The sequence below is a fragment of the Streptomyces sp. NBC_00094 genome (genome assembly GCF_026343125.1).
Taxonomy (GTDB): Bacteria; Actinomycetota; Actinomycetes; order Streptomycetales; family Streptomycetaceae; genus Streptomyces.
Map to the genome: position 1 here is coordinate 57,754 of NZ_JAPEMB010000001.1, position 16,697 is coordinate 74,450.

A 16,697-nucleotide genomic window follows, 5' to 3' on the forward strand; every position below is an offset into this window, starting at 1 on the left:
GGGGGCCAGGGACGCGGGCGCACCCCTTCCCCTCTTTCTCCGTCCGGTGCGTGCCGCGCGGCACGCACCGGACGCTGATCCCGAAGGACCTTTGTGGACAGCACCTATTGGAGCCGACGCCGTGTGCTGGAGGCCATCGCGGCCACCGCGGCCGTCGCCGCCACCTCCAGTCTCGTACTCAATCCCCTGCCGGCCCGGGCGGCGGATGCCCCGCCCGCCGGCGACGATCCCTTCCGGCTTCCGGAGACCGAGCGGGCGAAGGTCGTCCGGGCGTGGTTGCTGGGCGGACGGGCCGTCCGCGCCGCCGCCGCGGCCGCGCTCACCGGATCCGACGCCGACGTACGGGTCTTCCTCGACGTCCAGCTGGCCCGCGAGACGGCGCAGGACAACCGGGTCGCCGTCATGCGGGGCCTGGCGGCGGCCGGCAAGGGCACCCGCCGTGACGCCACCGCTGCGCTCGACAACGGGGACTCGGCCATCGCCGCGTTTCTCGGCGGCGGCTTCAAGGCCTCGGTGCCAGAGGACCTGCGGGTCGCGACGGCCACGGTGATGAGCGTGGGCGGCAAGGCCGTGAACCGGGCCGGCAACGCAGCGCTGAACGACGGCGGCCAGGCCTCCCTGGAGGCCTTCCTCCTCGACGGCCAGTACACGGCGCGGTTGGAGGACCTGCGGGTCGAGACCTCCAAGCTGATGTTCCAGGCGGGGCCGGAGGTGCAGAAGTACGCCGGCCAGGCGCTGTCCGGCACCGAGGACGACGTCGTGTGGTTCCTGGAGACCGGGCAGCACATCGCCCGCGCCCGCGACCAGGAGCGCGCGAAGATCGAGGAGCTCGTCGCCGTCGTCCAGCGCGAGGGCAAGAACGCCGAGGCCAGGACCCGGCAGGCCGAGGAGGCCGCCGCCCGCGCGGTGAGCGCCGCCGCCAAGGCCAGGGAGGCCGCCGAGAACGCCGCCGCCGAGGCGCAGGCGGCCCAGGACGACGTGGCCGCCGCGGGCCGGGCCGCACGCAAGGCCGGTGACGCCGCTAAGGGTGCCGCCGACGCCTCCCGCGTCGCCATCGACGCCTCCCACGCGGCCGTCGAGGCCTCCCGGCGCGCCTCCTACGCCTCCGCGGCCGCGAGCCAGGCGGCGGCCAGCGCGGGTTCGGCCGCGGCCGTCGCGTACAGGGCCGCGATCGCCGCGTCCAGGGACGCCTCCCAGTCGGCCGCCGCCAAGGACGCCGCCGTCGCTGCTCGTAATGCCGCTTCGAAGGCCCGCAGCGCAGCGCAGGCCGCCGACCAGGCGGCGGCCGCCTCCGCTCAGGCCGCCGGTGCCGGTGAAGCCGCCGCGTCCGCGGCGCGCAACGCCGCCGCCGCCGCGTCCGCCTCCGCCCGGGCCTCGGCCTCCGCCGGTGCGGCGCGCAACGCCGCCGCCAAGGCCAAGCACCAGGCGGAGATCGCCAGTTCCAACGCCACGATCGCCACCACCGCCGCCGGAACCGCACAGGCCCTCGCGCATGCTTCCTCCACCGCCGCACAAACCGCCCGCGACGCCGCGAACAACGCCGCCGCACACGCCGACAAGGCCGCCGCGGCCGCCGAATGGGCCGTCCAGTATGCCGGCCAGGCGGTCGAATACGCCCACAAGTCGACCGAGTTCGCCGACGAGGCCACCAAGGCGGCGAACACCGCCACCGAAGCGGTCGCCCAGGCCGTCGCGGTAGAGAAGGCGGCCCGCGAGGCCGAGTGGCAGCGCCTGAACGAGGACACGCAGCGGGCGGTCACGGAGATGCGCCTGCTCGCCCAGGCGGAGGCTGAGGAGCGGGCCGCGTACGACCTCAAAAAGACCCAGGCCGAGCAGACCGACCAGGCCACCAAGGAGCTCATCGCCCAGGCCGAAGCGGCCCTGCGCGCGGGGAACGCCACGAGCGCCACCGACCTCGGCCGCAAGGCCGCCCTCGCTCTGCTGGACTCCACGGGAGGCTGGTCCCAGGAAGCCGCCCGCTACGCCCTGGCCGGGACGGACGCGGAGATCCACGCCTGGATCGACGTCGACCGGCGTATCGCCCAGCGGCAGGACGACCGGGAGTCCGTCCTCTTCCTCGCCCGGATCGCTCCGCCCGACGTCGCCTTCGCCGCCGCGGCGGCCCTTGAGAGCAACGACCCGGACGCGGCCGGCACCTTCCTCCGCGAGGGCGCCGTCCGGGCCGCCGCCATGGACAACCGCGTCGCGGTCGCCCGGGTCCTGAGCGAGGACCCCGGCCCGGCGGTGACCCGGGCGGCGAACGCCGCCCTGGACTCCGGGACCGCCGAGGCGCTGTACGTGTTCCTCACCACGGGTCTCCAGCAGGCTCAGGAAGAGGACGACGCGGTGGCCACCGCGACGCTCCTGCGGACTGGTGGCCCCTACGTGAAGGCCCACGCCCAGGCCGCGCTGGAGGGCCCGGCGTGGATGCGCCGCAACTTCATCGCCTCGGTGCAGTTCGAGAGCGCGCAGCTCGACTTCGACTCGGCCACCCACATCGCCGCCATGCAGGGCGCGATCGCCGCCGCCGCGAAGATCGCCCACAAGGCGCAGGAGGACGCCGCCCGCGCCCAGGAAGCGGCGGCCACGGCGCGCGCCGCCGCCGCCGAGGCACTGCAGTGGGCGGACCGGGCCAGGGCTTCGGCCGAGCAGGCCGCCACCTCCGCCCAGCAGGCGAACACCCTTGCGGCCGACGCCGAGCAGTCGGCCAAGGACGCGCAGGCTTCGGCCGACCGGGCCGGTCAGGCAGCCGCCAGCGCCCGGCTCGCCGAGCGGTCGGCGAACTACTCCGTGAATCGAGCCATCCAATCGGCCCGCAGCGCCGTCGCCTCGGCCAACGCCGCGCAGAACTCCGCCGTCTCCGCTCGTGCCTCAGCGCTCCAGGCCAACCAGGACAAGGCCACCGCCGCGGCCGCCGCCAGCCAGGCGTGGCAGATCGAGGGCGAAAAACGCCACGCGGAGGTCGCGGCAGCGGCCAAGCAGGCCGCGGAGGCGGCCCAGGCGTCCAAGGACGCCGGAACCAACCCGTGCGACACGACCGCCAGCGACAGCGTCAAGGTCGACCCTCCTGCGGCAGGGGACACCGACATCAAATGGTGGGCGGACGTTCTGAGCCAGGCCGGTATGATCGCCGGGCTGCTGGGGACCGGCGTCGGAATCGTCGGAATCGGCGTCGGCCTCTACTTCCCACCCGCCGGTGCGCTCCTCGTCTCCATCGGCACCACCCTCCGCGTCGGTGCCGCCGCGTTCAATTCCGCCAGCGCGATCCTGTACGGAATCGAATACGGCTGGACGAGCCGCGAGTTCATCGAGCAGGCAGCCCGTGCGGTGGGCAGCATCAAATCGATCGCCCCGTCCGCGATAGTGACCCGCCTCACGGAGAAGGCCGTCACGAAGGGCGTCGAGGCCGTCAACGAAATCTCGACACTGGGACGCGAGGGCGTCTCACCGATCGTCAGACGCATCGGGCGCTTCTTCCGCCGCTGATGGGCACCAGGGACGCTCCCGGACACCGGGAAGGCTCCAGCACCACCACCTGGGGAAAGAGACCAGCGAGAGAACATGCCCCATCAGATCGACACGGCGATGCGGCAGCAGCTCGATGCTGTCTACCGCCACCCCGGCCACGACCTGCGCCCCGACGGCCTCGACCGCCTTATCACCGGAGGCGTCAGACGGGGGCGCGTGCGCCGCCGCGCCCTGCTGACCACTGGCCTATTACGGCAACGACCTTCGCCGGCAGCTGTCTCTTCATTGCCCAGTATGCCCAGTATTTGCAGTGAACAAGAGGCCCTGCCTATCACATCGTACGTGGGGAGTTTTTGGACGTGTTATCTGCCGTTCGCACCCGGAGCCGTCTGCGGGCCGCCACACTGGCCGGCCTCCTGGCCCTGTTACCTGTCGCTGCGACCAACGTCGCAATGGCCGAAGGGAATCCGACCACCCCGACCAGCTCCGACTTCGACTCGTACTGGCCGCCGGAAAAGTGCGCCGACGCATCAGAAGAGTTCCGCTTCCGGTTCTACTACAACTCCGACTTTGGAGCATGGGTGAACATCGGCCGCTCCATCTACGACCTCGCGGCGCTGAGCGAAGGTGGAACCGGCAGCAGCCAAGTGCTCATCTTGTGCGAAAAGGGCAACGGTGACGGTAAGCGAGCGGCCAACAACTCCGCTTCGACCTACAACTGGTACCGCGACTACTGCTCGGTCGTCTACTACAAATCCGGTTACAAAGGTTTGGCCGACCCGGTCTACCCGAACTCCGGAGGGAACCTCTACCACACGTACAATAACAACAAGTCGATTAAATTCAGCTCCTGCTGAATGGACGTCACATGATGCGCACAAGCCGCCGCAGAACTCTCTTCATCGTGTTGGTCCTCGGCGGTACTGGATGTGCCGTAGGCCGCGTCGGATGCGCTGGACGAGGTGTTCGGGTGTGCTGAAGGCGACGTTGGAGAGCCAGCCACGTCGCAGCAGGGACCAGATCCCTTCGACGGGGTTGAGGTCGGGTGCGCAGGGCGGCAGGTAGTAGATGGTCAGCCAGTCCCGGCCTTGGGTAAACCTTCGCAGGTCAGCGGCCTTGTAGGCGTTGAGGTTGTACCAGACGAGCGCGATCGGGCCGCCGAACTGTTGGTGGGCGGTGATCAGCAGGTCCCGGTAGTCGCGCCAGGAGAAGCTCTTGCGTCCGTCGCGTTGGCCGTAGTCCCGGCGCGGCCGGTAGATCAGCCTCGACCGGTGGCCGGGTTGGTACCAGGTCAGCGCGGCGATGGAGACCCGTCTGCGGGACCGGCCCCGGACCCGCACGACCGGTGTCCGGCCGCGCTGTGACCAGGTCTTGGCCTGCGGCGGCGTCATGGAGAATCCGGCTTCGTCCTCGAAGGCGAGCCAGGCTCCGCTCAACGCCGCGAGTCTTCCGCGCATGGCCACACCTCCTTGACCCACCCGGCCACCGCGGCGTCGTCCCGCTCGATCGCGCGCCGGGCCGGGACCTGGCAGGACCAGCCGTTACGCACCAGCCTGCTTCCGCACGTCCTGGATGGTGGAGCTCATGTGGAAGCGCCGGCCGATCAGCATCTTGATCCGCGCGAGCGTCCATCGCTGGTCCTCCCAGCCGTGGGCGGCTGGTCCCTTGGCCAGCTCCGCCTCCAGCTACGCGAACTGCTTCTCGCTCAGTGAGTGACTCTGTCGGGGATCTTGAGGTTCCAGAGACAGGGCTGTTGGGGGTTCGGGACACTCTGGGTGGTTCGGTGCAGTCCTGACTTCCTGGGGTGGCCAGTGTCCGTTCGTCCCCTGTCTGTTGTGGTGGTGCCGAAGCTCACGGCTCGGATGGCGCGGGCCAGTAATCCCCGCGGGACCACGGCCATGTGGGTGCGTGACCATCTCGACGGGCTCTGGGACGACGAGGACTTCGTCTGCTGGTATCCGCGCGATGGCCGGCCCGGCCTCTCGCCGGCTCAGCTGGCCACCGTATGTGTGCTGCAGTTCCTGCTCAACCTCTCGGACCGGCAAGCAGCCGAGGCCGTCCGGTGCCGTATCGACTTCAAGTACGCCCTGGCCATGGAACTGGACGATCCCGGTTTTCACCACAGTGTGCTGACGGACTTCCGGGACCGGCTGTCCCAGGACGACCGCGCAGACCAGCTCCTCTCCCTGGCCCTGGACCGGATGCGGCAGGCCGGCATGGTCAAGGAACGCGGAAGACAGCGAACCGACTCCACCCAGGTCCTTGCCGCAGCCCGAGAACTCACCCGCCTGGAACTGCTCCTCGAAGCGGTACGCGCCGCACTGGAAGAAGCTGCCAGTCGCACTCCGGAGATCCTGGACGAGCTGGTGGATGCCGAGTGGGCCATCCGCTACGGCCGGCCCGTCCGCCTTCCCAGCCAGCCGAGTCATCCCGTCACCCGTCTCAAACAGGCCGGGACAGACGCCCACCGGCTCCTCGAACGCCTGCCGCCCCACCAGCGTGGTCCCCGCGCAGAAGTTCTGCGGCAGATCATGGTGCAGAACTTCCTCCTCGATGCCCGCGGCACCCTGCATCTCCGCACCGAGAAGGACGGACAGCCCAAGGGAGCTCTCCGGATCGTCTCGCCCAACGATCGCGAAGCCCGTCGTGCCATCCGCGGCAACACCCGCTGGAGCGGCTACCTGGTCCATATCACCGAGACCTGCGACGCCGACTCCCACGCCAACCTGATCACGGACATCGCCACTACCACCCCGACCAGAGACACCGAGGCCCTGCCCGGCATCCACCACAGGCTCCGCCACCGTCGACTACTGCCCGGGCAGCACCTGATCGACGGCGGCTACGTCTCCATCGCCCTGCTCGACCGCTCCGCACGAGACCACCAGGTCCAGCTCATCGGGCCGGTCAAGACCAGCGGCGCCTGGCAGCACAAAGAACAGACCGGCTTCACCAGGGACGACTTCACCATCGACTTCGACCGGCGCCGAGTCACCTGCCCCAACGGCCAGACCAGCAGAATCTGGATCGAAGCCCCGGCCATGGCCCCCTACACGGTCGCCCGGTTCCGCCCCACCCAGTGCAACCCGTGCCCCGACCGACCTGCCTGCACACGGGGAACCTCAGCGCGCACAGTGAACTTCCTCCCCCGCCACCTGCACGAACTCCAGGCCCGTAACCGCACGGACCAGCAGGACCGCCGGTGGAAACGGCTCTACGCCACCCGGTCCGGAGTCGAAGGCACCATCTGCGAACTCGTCAACGGCCACCGGGCCCGCCGCAGCCGCTACCACGGCCTCCGCAAAACCCACGTCCAACACGTGCTGACCGGCATCGCCATCAACATCGAACGCCTCGCCTCACGCGCACCCGTCCACGTCTACAGCCCCAGACCCCCCACGGCCTTCCAGAAGTACCTCGACTCCCGAAACCTGAGCTGGGAATGCTGGTGGCGGCAAGGCAAGTAACCCGACAACCGAAGATCCCCGACAGAGTCGCTCACCGTAGTGGGGTTCTCACCACATCTGCGGTCTTCTCATCCAACCTGCTGCAGCACAGATCAACCACACTGCGAGCAGGGCGAAGGAGCATCTCATCCATCTGCGGCATCGCAGCTCAGAGCCATCTACCTATCGCAGAAAGAATGAGAACGCATACTCGGTCGCCGACGTCGAGGCCGAGGCGGACATCATCTGCACGGTCACCTCGGTGGCGGTCGGCGACGGCCCGGTGCTGCTCGGCCAGAACCTTCGCCCGCACGTGCACATCAGCGCCTTCGGTACCGACCTCATAGGCAAGTTCGAGGTGCCGCGGCGCGTGCTGAAGTCGGCGTTCGTCACAGCGGACCACCGGGGCCAAGCCCAGCGCGAGGGCGAGGCCCAGCACCTGGTGGAGTCCGACCTCGGACCGGACCTCATGGAGCTGTGCGCGCGACTGGCGTTTGTGGCGGAGCACCGGGACGGGATCACCGTCTTCGACTCCACCGGGTTCGCGCTTGAGGACCATGTGGCCTTCGGTGTCCTGCTCGAACTCGCCGCCGAGGCGGGCCTGGGCACCCACCTCCAGATCGAGCAGCTGCCGGAGGACGCGCTCAACCCCTACGCCTTCGCGTAGGCGTGTCGCGGGCCGTCCCCACCGCCACCATCGGCGACGGTGGGGACGGTGGGGACGGCCCGTTCCGCAGCGGCGACCGGCCTACGACTCCAGGTAGCGGAGCACCGCCAGGATCCGCCGGCTGTAGCCGGTCGTGTGGGACAGCTCCAGCTTGTCGAAGACGGTGTTGAGGTTCTTCTCCACCGAGCTCAGCGAGATGTGCAGCTTCTGCGCGATGGCCGTGTTCGTGTGGCCCTGCGCCAGCGCCTCCAGGACCGTGCGCTCCCGGGGCGTCAGCCGCGCCAGCGGGTCGCCGTGCGTGGTCCGGATGACCAGCTGCCGTACGACCTCCGGGTCGATCGCCGCCCCACCGGCGTGGATCCGCTCAAGCGCGTCAAGAAACTCCTCGACCTGTGCCACCCGGTCCTTCAGGAGATAGCCGACCCGCTCGGCGTTGGACGCGAGCAGCTTGGCCGCGTAGTTGCGCTCGACGTGCTGCGAGAGGACGAGCACGCTGACCTCGGGAAAGCGCTCCCGGATCTCGACGGCCGCCCGCAGCCCCTCGTCCGTATGGGTCGGGGGCATCCGGATGTCGACGACGACGATATCCGGCCGCTGCTCCTCGACCTCCTTGAGCAGCGTCACCGCGTCACCCAGCGCCGCCAGGACCTCGTGGCCCTCCTCGGCGAGCAGCCTGACCAGGCCCTCTCGCAGCAGGGTCGAGTCCTCGGCCAGGATTACGCGCATGGAAGCTCCGCGGTGATGGTGGTCGGTCCCCCGAGGGGGCTGTGGATGTGCAGGACGCCGTCGAGCGCAGCCACCCGGCTGCGCAGCCCCGTAAGGCCGCTGCCGGTCTCGCTCGCGCCGCCCGTACCGTCGTCCTCGACCCGTACGGAGAGCCGCGCCCCTTCGAGCGCCACCGCCACGGAGATCGCCGAGGCCGAGGAGTGCTTCGCCGCGTTCGTCACGGACTCCGACACCACGAAGTAGGCGGCGGTCTCGACCGGCCGGGGCAGCGGGGTGCCGACGTCGAAACGGGTCCGCAGCGGAATGCTGCACCGCTCGGCGACCCCGCCGATCGCCTCTTCGAGCCCGAGACTGTCGAGCGCCGACGGGTACACCCGCCAGGCCACCTCGCGCAGTTCGGTCAGTACGCCCTGGGACTCCTCGTGCGCCTGGAGCAGCAGCGCGTCGGCCTGCTCGGGGTTGCGGCCCCGGCGCGCCCGGCCGATCAGCATCGCGAGCGCCACCAGGCGCTGCTGGACCCCGTCGTGCAGATCGCGCTCGATGCGCCGCCGCTCGGAGTCCACGGCGTCGACGACCGCGGCCCGGCTGGTGGCGAGTTCGTCGATACGGCGCTGGAGCAGTTCCCGCTCGGACGGTCCGAAGCATTCCCGGGCGGTACGGGCGTCAAGCGCGGCCAGCGAGTACAGACCCTGGACGTCGAGGAAAAGCAGCACGCTGCCGAGGAGGACCTGCGTGAGCAGCTCGTCCCAGCCGAGGGTGCCCCGCACCGCTCCGCTGACCAGGAGACCGGCCAGGACAGCGCCGAAGACCAGGAGTCCGATGACGACTCCGCAGAGCAGGCCCGTGTAGCTGCGGATCGCGAGATAGCGCAGGATCTTCTGGTCGGAGGCCTTGTAGTGCTCCGGGAAGAGGTCGCCGAAGAAGGCGGAACGCCTGACCCGTTCGAGGGTGACCAGGTGCCGGGCGCCGGCCATCAGGATCTGCAGGGCGCCGGCCCGGGTGCGCGGCCAGAGCAGGAACGGGCCGAGGGCCGCGCCGACGCCGAGGAAGTAGAGGACGCCGACCAGAGCGGTCGCGCAGCCGACGAGGGTCCCCAGGCCGCGTCGCGGCCAGGACGGGGTGGTCGTACGGGTGGCGGTCTCGTCCTCACCGGAGACGTTGCCGCCGGGCTTGGCCGGCGGTCGGTCGGACGCGGTGCCTGCTAAGTCCCCTTGCACGGGGCCCGAGACTAGTGCGCCCGCACAGGCCGAGCAAGATCGCCCGGGCTGTGCGGGAAGCTGTGCCGTACTGGTGGGGCGGGAGTCGAGGGTCACGAGGCGCGTCGATGGGCCTGGCCGCGGCCGCGCAGCCGGACCGCCACGTAGGCCACGACGGCGACGACGACCAGGACCAGGACGGCCTTCGACAGGACACCGACGTAGGTCTCCACGACATCCCACTGGTCGCCCAGCCAGTAGCCGGCCATCACGAGGATGCTGTTCCAGATGAGGCTGCCAAGGGTGGTGAGCATGATGAACAGGGGCATCGGCATCCGCTCGACACCTGCGGGCAGCGAGATCAGGCTCCGGAAGATCGGCACCATCCTGCCGAGGAAGACGGCCTTGGTGCCGTGCTTGGCGAACCACTCCTCGGTGCGGACCAGGTCCGAGGCCTTCACCAGGGGCAGCTTCCCCCAGATCGCGTGCATCCGCTCGCGGCCGAAGAGCACCCCGATCCAGTAGAGCGCCACCGCGCCGACCACCGAGCCGAGCGTGGTCCAGAACAACGCCGAGGTCAGGCTCAGCACGCCCTGACCGGCGGCGAAGCCGGTCAGCGGCAGGATGACCTCGCTGGGCAGCGGCGGGAAGAGGTTCTCCAGGGCGATGGCGAGACCGGCCCCGGGGCCGCCCAGCGTGTCGACGAGGTCGGCCGCCCAGCCGGCGACGCCGTCCGCGGGCTGCTGGGCGAGCGCCTTGGTCGTGAGGTTCATGAGGGACTCCAAGCTGGCGGGAGCGGTGGGGGCGGGCGCCCCGTTCTTCCTCAAACTTAGAAATCGCTGCTCAGCGCCGGTATGAGGGTTGCCGCCCACCCCGGTACTGTTCTCCGTACTTCCCACCCTGCGGAAAACCGCAGGGTCCGGGGGTCCCGCCGAAGTTCCTGCCTGCGGACGGTCTCAAAGACGGACCGAAGGTCGTGTGACGGCAGACCGACGGCCGTGCCGACGGCCGCGCTGACCCGTTCCCGCCAGGTCCCCGGGAATCCCTGTTCCTTTCCGCGGGGCCGGTTCTCCGTTGAATCCCGTTCGAGCTGAACACCGTCGGGACGCCGGATCCCCACCGCAGTAGGTCTCGAATTGCCCCGGATCCCCGCCGGCCGCGGACGACACCGGAGCCCGCCCCGGCCACCACCGCCCGCTGGCGGGCCTCACATAAGGCCCGTCCCCATCTCGCGGGCGGCGCGGCGCACCCGTGTGGCCGCCCGGCATCATCGGCAGCATGACCCACCACGACGGCTACCGCGCCGCCGCCGCACGGCAGCGGGGGGTGCCCCTATGCCTTTGGTCAAGGTGGCCGGGTGGTCGGGTGGTTGTTCGAGGCGTCTGGAACGATGTGTCAGTGCATGCTGATGATCAGGTTGGCGAGGGTGTCCCTGCGGAGCTCGCGGACACGGATCCTCAGCTCGTACCGGGCGCCACTGCTGATCGCCTCGGCCTGTTCGGTGAGGTCGGCGGTGGTGAAGCCGAGGAGCACCTTGTCGGCGGCCGCGCGCAGCAGCGGCACCATCTCCGTGACCGGCTGGCCGCAGTGTTTGGCGGCGAGCTCGGCGTAGGCCCGCTGGTACGGGGTTCCGTACGCGCGCGCGGGATCGCAAAGGAGGTGGTCCATGTCCTGCACGCTGACCGTGATCTCACCCATGACCGCTCCCCGGCGTCATCGGCCGGGCGGCTCACGGCCTTCCTGCTCACGACGCTACGAGCCGCCACTGACACTGCCCGAGGCGAACGGCTACTGGCCGGGCTTCACCGGGATGATCTCAACCTCACTGACGCCGTCCTCGGCGGCCTTCCGAGCCTTGTAGTGCTTGGCACTGTTCGCGTCGTAGCTGACGGTCGAGACCTGCTGCTCATCCCGTCCCTCCAGCATCCACGTCAGCCGGTAGCTCTGCACGTCGTCCTCCGTTGCTTGGGGGTGGTGCCCGGGACAGCATCGGCATGGGGGCCGCCGGGCCCGTACAGGCTCGCACGCGGCACTGACAGGGCAGAGGAGACGCGTCAACACGACCGCAGCCTCTGGGGCGAATGGAGCGAAGTGGCAACCGGCATCCTTGAACTGCTGCCACGATGGGTAGGGGCATTAGACAGTGCGAGGAGGTTCCGTTGAACGAGTCGACGGAGAACAAGGGCCCGATGGTCCCGCCAAGTTATCCGCCTCGCACGCCGCCGCCGCAGAAGAAACCGGTCGAGCTCCCTCGGCCCGAGCCGAAGACGAAACCGGTCAGCACGGCGCTCCCCCTGCCGGGGCCGGGTCAGGCTCGCGTCGGGACCCGGCGCCCACGTATGGCCGTCAGGAACCGGCGAGTCAGTAACTGGGTCTTCCCCGCGGACTCCTGGGCGTCCTGCAAGGCGGTCCGCAACGTGACGCAAGCCGTGCGTGGCTGGGAGTACAGTCACCCCCGGGACAGCCTGTTGGAGGAGTCCGTACGGCTTCTCGTCGACACGGCCGTGAGGGACGCGGGCAAGCGCGTCAGCGTTCACGTAGCTGACCAGGACGGCATGGTCCTCGTCGTGGTCCTCAGCCATACCGAGGCTGAGCCCGACCAGACCGTGTTGGTCTCACTGGCCTCCGTCACCGGCACGGTGAGCTGTGGCGCTGATACCTCCGGTGAAGGCCGCAGGATCTGGTCGCTGTTTTCCACCGAACCTCCGCGGAGCCGGACGTCTGACCGAGCTGGCTGATCCGCGCGATGCGGAGGGAACTCACACGATTCGCCCCGGCTGACTACCGCGGGCTTCGTCCGGCCCCGATCACCTCGGCCGCATCCAGCTGCCGCGTCCGCAACGCCTCCGGCAGCAGCACGTGCGTGACCTGGCAACCCGTACAGCGCGAACGACGAGGACGTACGAACCGCCGGACCCCGCGATCGCCACGGATCTCCCGCGGTCGCCCGTGGCCCCGCGGCGCGAGCACTGCCCCGCATGACGGACACAGCAGTTCGCCAGTCCGCAGCCGGCGTTGCACCAACAGGACGTCCGAGTCCACGATCAGCACCGGCACGTACGTCTGACCTGCAGTAATCAGCCGGAATCTCTCCGGACGAGCCAGCATTCATGTTCGTGTCACCCGGTCAGCGGCCTCACCCGACAACAGCCCGCCCCCATCACCCTGCCCTCATCGGACAGCAGCGATGATGCGTCCGTGGCGACAAACCTTGAGCTCTTCGCGGACTACTTCCAGATCTACGTCATGGACGACGACTCCGAGGCAACTGAGACCGGCGTCGGTGACGTGTGGACCGAACAGGCCATCCTGGACGGCCTCGGCGTCGCTCAACACGCTCTGGCCTTCGGCACGGCTGTCAACGTAACCGTCGACGTCACCATCGACCTCCTCACAGGCCAGCCGGACGATGACAGCGACGACTTCGACCACGTCGTCGAGGCAAGCCTCAACCTGGCCTCGGGACGACTCGTCGTTCTGGGCTGCACTGACTACATCCCCGACGCAACACGCTTGGACATGCCCGCCGGATGGATCCGCATCCGGACATCGCGGCGGAACCTCGAAGCCGCAGCCTTCCCCGACCTCGACTGCGAGGACGAGCCCGAAGACAAGGAGGCGATCCGGATCCAGGCATGGCCGGCACCGCACTCTCAGCCCCACATCATCAAGCGGTGGACACCGCCCGAGGCATAGGCCGCGAGTTGCTGTTCGTGTTCACCGTGTCGTCGCGCACCAAGCACTCCTCAAGCGCCCAGGCCCTCCCCGGAACATCTCCACCGTGAGCGTCGCCAAGCTGCTGGTTCCTGCTCATGCTGAGAGTCGCCCAACAGCCCGGGCGCCTACGCCGCGGTGCTCGACCGCACTCCCCCGCAGTCCGCTTTCTGATCAGCGTGTGGCTGTGATGCCGTCGGCCGCCTCCGTCCTGGGCGTCTGGTCGGCGTGGGCGACTTCGAATCCTGCGAGTATGAGCACGCACTCCCCCTATCGTTGAGAACTCATGCTGGCCACAGGGGCGTACCCGGTGTCGTCTCGCGCCGTCAGGTCCTGGGTCCTGCGACGGTGTCGTGCGGCCGCCTCCCTGCACTCGGGGCCGTCCGCCTTCAGCCCACGTGCACCCGGAGCCGGGACCGCGCGGCTCGCCTCGCGGGCCGGCGTATGGCCTGGGCTGTGTCGGCGGCGTCGGTGGGGCGGGCGGCCATGAGGGCCTGTCCGGCCGTCGTGCCGGGCTGCTCAGCGATGCTCTGCCGTCGCCAAATCTGTGGTGCGGTTGTCTTACCGAATGCGTAGAGTCCGCCTGTTCACAGGGGAGGGATCAAAGTCCATTGAAGATCAGCAGAACGGTCCGGGCGGCCATCATGGTAGGCCTCATAGGAGCCTTCGTAGGATGCGCACCGCTCGGGTCCCGGGCGGGGGACGTCACACCGAAGGCGCAGTCGCCGGGCGACGCCCGCCCGGCGGCACGCAGCGAGACGACCCTCTATGCGTCCGCCGAGCGGCTGCCTGAAGGAGTGGCTGCGGACGGTACGACGATCGTGGTCGGGAATCCCTCGGCCCGCTCGACGGTGCAGGTGTATGAGGATCCGCGCTGCCCCGTCGTCGAGGAGTACGAGCGCACGGGCGCCGAAGCACTCCAGAAGCTGCTGCTCGCGGGGGAGATCAAGGCCGAGTACACCTTCGCTTCCTTCAAGGACGACCGGCTCGGCGGCGACGGCTCGAAGCGGGCCGTGAACGCGCTGCGCGCGGCGCTGGAGAAGGGCAAGTTCGTCGAGTACCACGCGGTGCTCTTCGCCAACCAGGCTGCCGTCGAGAGCAGTGGCGGGTTCACCACCGAGCGCCTGCAAAAGCTGGCCGGGAAGGTTCCGGGGCTTCGCGACGAGGCCTTCGACCTGGCCGTCAGGACGATGAAGTACAGGTCGTTCGTCACCGCCTCCCAGCAGGCATACCAGCAGACCGGCGACGATCCGATCGGCCCCGGCACACCCACAATCGTCGTCAACGGCCACAACATCGACGGCGGACTGTACTGGGTCAACTTCGACGCGGGCCTGTTCCGCCTCCTGGTGGAAGACCTCCACAAGCGCCCGGCCACGTGGGACGCGGTGTACAAGCCCCTCAAGGAGAAGGCGGAGGCCGAGGCCGAAGCCGCCGAGTCCTGAATCGGGCGGACCCGGCCAGTGCCAAAGCGGCGAGCATGCGCATGATCGGCTGGCCGGGTCCCGGTTCCTGGCGGCTTTTCCGGAAACTTTCGGCGGGCTGTCCTACGGCGTTTCGTAACGAGCTCGTGCATGGTTGGCCGCTGGTGCGTCGGACCTCTGATCGTTGAGCATGGTCTGCATGGTGGGGAACCGGGCACGTGCACTGATCATCCAGAGTCGGCAGATCACGGGGCTGTCGCCTGAGGTGATTGCTGAACTCGTTGCCGAGGTCGGCCCGTTGTGGCACGAGCGGCATCAGGCTGGGCGCGCGTCGCGACCACGGCGCCGGGCGGTGGACGCCGGGGCGAAGCACAAGCTGGTCTTCGTCGATCGGCTGCTGGCCACGCTCGTCCACCTTCGCCACGGCGCCACCCATGACGTACTGGCCTGCTGGTTCGGTGTCGACCATTCCACCATCACGCATGCAATCGGTGAGGTGCGGCCACTGCTCTCCGAAAGAGGCTGCACCATCTCGCCTGGCGTCCGGCTCCATAGTCTCGCCGAGGTCGTCGATTATCTCGGCGCGAGCGGGCAGACCGGGATCATCGACGGCACCGAGATCCGGGTCCGCAGACCCGCCGCGGGACGCAAAAACCGGGAGAAGTTCATCTCCGGCAAGAACAAACAGAACGCGGTGAAGTCCATGGTCGTCACGGACGCCGACGGAAGGCTGCTGTTCTGCAGCCCGGCCCAGCCGGCCAGTTGTGCGGACATCACCCATGCCCGCCAGTTAGGGCTGGTCAAGCTCCTGGCGGACGGGCTTGTTGTCGAAATCCTTGCCGATGCCGGCTATCAAGGGCTCGGTGCCCAGACCGGCGGTCGAGTCGTGACGCCGCCACACCGCAAGTTCAAGAAGGACGCCCCCGACTGATACGAGGAGATGCACGAACGCCAGCGCAAAGCTCACTCCTCCCGCCGCATCCGCGTCGAGCACGGCATCGCGCACCTGAAGAACTGGCGAGCCCTCGCCCGCCACCACGACCGCCGCGAGCACATGACCGACACCATCCAAGCCATCGCCTGGCTGCTGTCTCACCAGCAGACCACCATCCTCATGGCTGATCAGCGAATGTGAACACCGAGCGGAACCACGCCTCAAAACACACCGGCGCCAACCATGCACGAGCTCGTAAGGCAAGCCAGGCTGCCAGGCTCAATGCTTCCCGATCAGGGAGGAGATCGATGGGACGGCGGGTTTCGACGTCCACCAGGACGGTTCCGTAGTGGCGGCCCTTGCGGGCGGAGTACTCGTCGACGCCCACCACCCCGCGGCGCGGGCACTTCCGGTTCGGGCAGAGCCTCGACCAGGCGCAGGACTATACTCCGGCTGGTGGCCATGCCGAGCACGGCAGCCGAGCGGATGCCCGCTCGGCCGGCCAGGGCGAGGCCGGCTGCGGCCAGGGTGGAACGCAGCCGCTCGGTGCGCTGGCCATACCTGCGGGTCAGGCCGGGTATCTGCTCCACGAACGTCCGGTGCGGGCACTTGGTGTTCCGGCACCGGAACCGCCGGGCCGCAGCTGGAGGACGACACTTCGTCCGGCGCTCGGGACATCAGAGAGAAACCGCAGGTAGGAGCCCTTGCGGTGCCAGGGGCGCGCGATCCTGAAGGTATGGAGATCGAGATCCTGGTCGTGCCCGATTGCCCCCACCAGCAGCTCGCCGAGCAGCGGATACGGCAGGCGCTCGAGGCCGCCAGCCTGACCGCCTCCGTCTTGAACACGCGCGTGATCGCCGACGAGGCCGAGGCCGAGCGGGCCAGCTTCACCGGCCCTCCAACGATCCTCGTCAACGGCCACGACCCGTTCGCTGAGGCTGGCGCCATCCCGTCGCTCGCCTGCCGGATCCGCCACACCCCCGACGGCCTGGCCGGAGCACCCGGCGTCGACCAGCTCCGCAGGGCGCTCGGTGCGGCCGCTGAGGGAGCGTGACCGCCGCGTACGTCGTCACGCCCCCGGTTCGCGTCGGGCGGCCCGGCCGCCACCGGCGAGTGGACGGA

General features: G+C 69.3%; 17 protein-coding genes and 2 pseudogenes. 10 read left to right on the top strand and 9 right to left on the bottom strand.

The window, feature by feature from the left end; translation table 11 throughout:
* Window positions 1-93 precede the first annotated feature (93 nt).
* Entirely contained in the window at window positions 94-3,486 is a 3,393-nt protein-coding gene (locus OG580_RS00295; protein ID WP_267041593.1) for an ALF repeat-containing protein, read from the top strand.
* Between the two features lie 341 nt (window positions 3,487-3,827).
* On the top strand, window positions 3,828-4,325 hold the full coding sequence (locus tag OG580_RS00300) for a hypothetical protein (protein ID WP_267041594.1): 498 nt from the start codon (window positions 3,828-3,830) through the stop codon (window positions 4,323-4,325).
* Between the two features lie 42 nt (window positions 4,326-4,367).
* On the opposite strand, the gene OG580_RS00305 is transcribed toward OG580_RS00300, so the two are convergent.
* Together OG580_RS00305 and OG580_RS00310 are read right to left on the bottom strand one after the other, a co-directional pair.
* Window positions 4,368-4,925: a transposase gene (locus OG580_RS00305; RefSeq protein ID WP_267041595.1), complete on the bottom strand. Its 558-nt coding sequence runs from the start codon at window positions 4,923-4,925 to the stop codon at window positions 4,368-4,370.
* Window positions 4,901-5,177 (bottom strand): annotated as a pseudogene (locus OG580_RS00310) (winged helix-turn-helix domain-containing protein); the annotation flags it as partial. The gene OG580_RS00305 and the pseudogene OG580_RS00310, both read right to left, overlap by 25 nt.
* Before the next feature lie 153 nt (window positions 5,178-5,330).
* On the opposite strand from OG580_RS00310, the gene OG580_RS00315 reads away from it, so the two are divergent.
* Together OG580_RS00315 and OG580_RS00320 are read left to right on the top strand one after the other, a co-directional pair.
* Window positions 5,331-6,935: an IS1182 family transposase gene (locus OG580_RS00315; protein ID WP_267041596.1), complete on the top strand. Its 1,605-nt coding sequence runs from the start codon at window positions 5,331-5,333 to the stop codon at window positions 6,933-6,935.
* 133 nt (window positions 6,936-7,068) lie between these two features.
* The gene (locus tag OG580_RS00320; protein WP_267047841.1) at window positions 7,069-7,581 is read left to right on the top strand and encodes a hypothetical protein; all 513 of its coding nucleotides are present in this window, start codon (window positions 7,069-7,071) and stop codon (window positions 7,579-7,581) included.
* Between the two features lie 81 nt (window positions 7,582-7,662).
* Here the strand turns inward: OG580_RS00320 and OG580_RS00325 are convergent, their stop codons facing one another.
* The 3 genes from OG580_RS00325 to OG580_RS00335 all read right to left on the bottom strand — a co-directional run bounded on the left by OG580_RS00325 (window position 7,663) and on the right by OG580_RS00335 (window position 10,276).
* Window positions 7,663-8,307 carry a response regulator transcription factor gene (locus tag OG580_RS00325; RefSeq protein ID WP_267041597.1) on the bottom strand — a complete coding sequence of 215 codons (645 nt, stop codon included), beginning with the start codon at window positions 8,305-8,307 and terminating at the stop codon, window positions 7,663-7,665.
* Window positions 8,298-9,404 (bottom strand): sensor histidine kinase, encoded by a 1,107-nt coding sequence (locus tag OG580_RS00330; protein WP_267047842.1) that lies wholly within the window; start codon window positions 9,402-9,404, stop codon window positions 8,298-8,300. The genes OG580_RS00325 and OG580_RS00330 overlap by 10 nt, the downstream gene beginning before the upstream one ends.
* Window positions 9,405-9,616: 212 nt before the next feature.
* Window positions 9,617-10,276 carry a DedA family protein gene (locus OG580_RS00335; protein ID WP_267041598.1) on the bottom strand — a complete coding sequence of 220 codons (660 nt, stop codon included), beginning with the start codon at window positions 10,274-10,276 and terminating at the stop codon, window positions 9,617-9,619.
* A gap of 469 nt (window positions 10,277-10,745) precedes the next feature.
* On the opposite strand from OG580_RS00335, the pseudogene OG580_RS00340 reads away from it, so the two are divergent.
* Window positions 10,746-10,805 (top strand): annotated as a pseudogene (locus OG580_RS00340) (hypothetical protein); the annotation flags it as partial.
* A 93-nt stretch (window positions 10,806-10,898) separates the two neighbouring features.
* On the opposite strand, the gene OG580_RS00345 reads toward OG580_RS00340, so the two are convergent.
* The 3 genes from OG580_RS00345 to OG580_RS36235 all read right to left on the bottom strand — a co-directional run bounded on the left by OG580_RS00345 (window position 10,899) and on the right by OG580_RS36235 (window position 12,611).
* The gene (locus OG580_RS00345; protein ID WP_267041599.1) at window positions 10,899-11,201 is read right to left on the bottom strand and encodes a hypothetical protein; all 303 of its coding nucleotides are present in this window, start codon (window positions 11,199-11,201) and stop codon (window positions 10,899-10,901) included.
* 90 nt (window positions 11,202-11,291) lie between these two features.
* Window positions 11,292-11,453, bottom strand: a complete 162-nt coding sequence (locus tag OG580_RS00350) for a hypothetical protein (RefSeq protein WP_267041600.1) — start codon at window positions 11,451-11,453, stop codon at window positions 11,292-11,294.
* Window positions 11,454-12,284: 831 nt separating this feature from the next.
* A complete protein-coding gene (locus OG580_RS36235) occupies window positions 12,285-12,611 on the bottom strand; it encodes a DUF6431 domain-containing protein (RefSeq protein ID WP_354006204.1) in 327 nt (108 codons plus the stop codon).
* 90 nt (window positions 12,612-12,701) lie between these two features.
* On the opposite strand from OG580_RS36235, the gene OG580_RS00355 reads away from it, so the two are divergent.
* The 4 genes from OG580_RS00355 (at window position 12,702) to OG580_RS00370 (ending at window position 15,776) form a co-directional block, all read left to right on the top strand.
* Window positions 12,702-13,199: a hypothetical protein gene (locus OG580_RS00355; RefSeq protein WP_267041601.1), complete on the top strand. Its 498-nt coding sequence runs from the start codon at window positions 12,702-12,704 to the stop codon at window positions 13,197-13,199.
* Between the two features lie 629 nt (window positions 13,200-13,828).
* Entirely contained in the window at window positions 13,829-14,662 is an 834-nt protein-coding gene (locus OG580_RS00360; RefSeq protein ID WP_267041602.1) for a thioredoxin domain-containing protein, read from the top strand.
* A gap of 178 nt (window positions 14,663-14,840) precedes the next feature.
* Window positions 14,841-15,572 (top strand): transposase, encoded by a 732-nt coding sequence (locus OG580_RS00365; protein ID WP_267041603.1) that lies wholly within the window; start codon window positions 14,841-14,843, stop codon window positions 15,570-15,572.
* A 9-nt stretch (window positions 15,573-15,581) separates the two neighbouring features.
* Window positions 15,582-15,776: a hypothetical protein gene (locus OG580_RS00370; protein WP_267041604.1), complete on the top strand. Its 195-nt coding sequence runs from the start codon at window positions 15,582-15,584 to the stop codon at window positions 15,774-15,776.
* Here OG580_RS00370 and OG580_RS00375 read toward each other — a convergent pair.
* Window positions 15,754-15,966: a transposase gene (locus OG580_RS00375; RefSeq protein ID WP_323182538.1), complete on the bottom strand. Its 213-nt coding sequence runs from the start codon at window positions 15,964-15,966 to the stop codon at window positions 15,754-15,756. The two genes, OG580_RS00370 and OG580_RS00375, sit on opposite strands and share 23 nt — an antisense overlap.
* 345 nt (window positions 15,967-16,311) lie before the next feature.
* Between OG580_RS00375 and OG580_RS00380 the strand changes: the two genes are divergently transcribed.
* A complete protein-coding gene (locus OG580_RS00380; RefSeq protein ID WP_267041606.1) occupies window positions 16,312-16,629 on the top strand; it encodes a hypothetical protein in 318 nt (105 codons plus the stop codon).
* The last annotated feature ends 68 nt before the right edge of the window (window positions 16,630-16,697 follow it).